The organism is Streptomyces sp. SID3343, assembly GCF_009865215.1.
Classification (GTDB): Bacteria; Actinomycetota; Actinomycetes; order Streptomycetales; family Streptomycetaceae; genus Embleya.
The window spans coordinates 1-2207 of record NZ_WWJX01001311.1 but is presented as its reverse complement, the minus strand read 5'-3'; the positions used below and the strand labels follow the sequence as shown (position 1 = coordinate 2207).

The 2207-nt window shown below is 67.8% G+C and carries 2 protein-coding genes and 1 pseudogene; all 3 read right to left on the bottom strand.

Annotated elements, in window-relative coordinates:
* Window positions 1-248: 248 nt before the first annotated feature.
* The gene (locus tag GT354_RS41640; protein WP_161361921.1) at window positions 249-587 is read right to left on the bottom strand and encodes a hypothetical protein; all 339 of its coding nucleotides are present in this window, start codon (window positions 585-587) and stop codon (window positions 249-251) included.
* A gap of 164 nt (window positions 588-751) precedes the next feature.
* Entirely contained in the window at window positions 752-1873 is a 1122-nt protein-coding gene (locus GT354_RS41635) for an IS630 family transposase (protein WP_161361919.1), read from the bottom strand.
* A 153-nt stretch (window positions 1874-2026) separates the two neighbouring features.
* Window positions 2027-2207 (bottom strand): annotated as a pseudogene (locus GT354_RS41630) (hypothetical protein); the annotation flags it as partial.

The following is a 2207-nucleotide window of genomic DNA, read 5'->3' as shown; positions in this document are numbered from 1 at the left end:
CAGGGCACGGTCTTGGGACACCGACGCGGCCGGCGACGCTTGCACGGCAGCGGCGCACGGCGGCGTGCGGGGCCTGCGGGGCGCGTACCCGGGACCGAAGACACCGACGGCGGAGACGACTTCACCCTCATACCCGCGAACACACCCCACCCCCGAGCCGACCGACACAGGAATGCGCATCCCCACGACAACCAGGCCACGGCCGTGCTAGTGCTCTGACCGCATAGGTTCACCGGGTGAAGGCTGCCTCAGTTGGTGGAGTGTGGGTTGTTGTCCGAGATGAGTTGCGCCATCTGGTGATATCGCTGCCAGATATGTGGGCTGTCTTCCTCAGTGAGCTCCGGGAGAACCTGCTCAAGCTCGCGGAGGAGCACTCTGACGGTGTGCAAATGCCGTGCGCCGAAGGAACCACGGTGGTACAGCCAGGTGTGTATGCAGCCCGAGAGCCTGACGTCGAGCGCTGCAAGGTCGACACCTGCCGGCTCGGCCGAGTTCAGCCGCGAGGGCCAGGGCTGGCTCCTGGATTCCTGCCACAAGTGGGACACCACGGCCTCGGGCTCATCAGTTGCAGGCATGGCGCTCATCATCGTGCAGTCGTTGTCGGCATGTCATCCGGGTTGTGGGCATCTTCGACAGCAGATCAGAGCGCTGGCGCTGATCTGCCTCGCGATCTCACAACGCGGAGAACGAGGAGCTCGATATCGACCCGGATGTCGCCGCCGGGGAAGCGGCTTTGCGCGCGTCGCAGTAGTCAGGCAGCCGCAGTCACTGGCCGGCCACCCCAGCGGACGCCCTTCTCGCTGCGGATGCGGGCTCGTTCACGCCGCTGGGCGGCCAGGACGTCGGGGTGGCGGGCGTTGGCGTTGCGCCAGCGCAGGTAGCGGTGCAGCTCGCGGGTCTGGACCGTGTGGTTGGGGTGGTTGGAGTTCGCGAGGGTGAACTGCCGCAAGGGTCCGAAGTGCGCTTCGCTCGGGTTGGCCCAGGAGGCGTTGGTCGGGGTGAAGCAGAGGTGGACGTTGTTTGTGCGGGCCCAGCGGCGGATCTTCTTGCCCGTGTGGGCAGACAGGTTGTCCAGGATCACGTAGACCGGGGCGCCGTCGGGACGGGCAGCCCGGATCGACTTGAGCGCGGCGAGAGTGTTTGCGGTGCCCTTGCGGCGGCGGTTGACACCCCACAAGGCGTCGTCGCCTGTCGAGTAGCAGCCATGGAAGTAGGTGACGCCGTGGGTGCGGTGGTAGGTCGCGGGCAGCCGGTCGGGCCGGCCTTCCTTGGCCCAGCAGGAGCCTCCGGTGGGGCGGATACCAAGCGGCCCGAACTCGTCGAACGCGAACGTACGGTCGGGGAAGCGTTCCAGGACGTGCTCGATCCGGTCGAGCTTGGCATCCCGCTCGGGGTCGGTGGACTCCTTCCACGTCTTGGTCCGTTGGAAGGTGACGCCGCGTCGGGCGAGCAGGCGGCGCAGGGCCTCGCGGCCCAGGCGGATCACCCGACCATGGACCTTGCGCAGATAGGCGGCGAGCTTGCGGATCGACCAGCGGCTGAAGGGCTGCCCGAGTTTGGCCGGGCGGGTGGTGGCCGTCGCGACGACGAAGTCCTCGTCGTCAGCGTTGAGCAGGCGGGGACGGCCTCCCGCCCAACGAGGGTCCAGGCAGGCCAGACCGATTTCGTTGAACCGGTGGATGACATCGCGCACCGTGTCCTCGTCGGCAGCCACCAGTTGGGCGATGACCGGCACGCGGTTGCCGCCGGCCGAGGCCAGCAGCATCAGCGCCCGCCGGTAACGCACCGAACTCGTACTGCCGCGCCGCACGATCCGCTGTAACTGCTGGCCCTCCTGGTCGGTCAGTCTCCGGACCTTGACCGGCTCCGCCACCACGCCTCCCCGCACCACATCGGATGTCCGCCCACATCCAACCGGGTTCGACGTCACCACCGCCAACCCGGTGAACCTATTCGGTCACAGCACTAGGGCTCCGAATACGCGACGCCGGAACATGCGGGCCTACCAGTTAACCGAACCGGATCTTCAGCCTCGGATGTCGAATTCGACGTAGTCGATGTCGGTGAGTTCGACGGCGTCCAGGTCGTCGGCGCGGGTGCCGCCGTCCTGGAAGTACGCCTCGTGCAGGCCGGCGGCGACGACGCGCGAGGTCGCCTTCGGAGGCACCGGCGTGGTGTGCGTCGAGCAGCTGCCGCGCGTGGCCGGG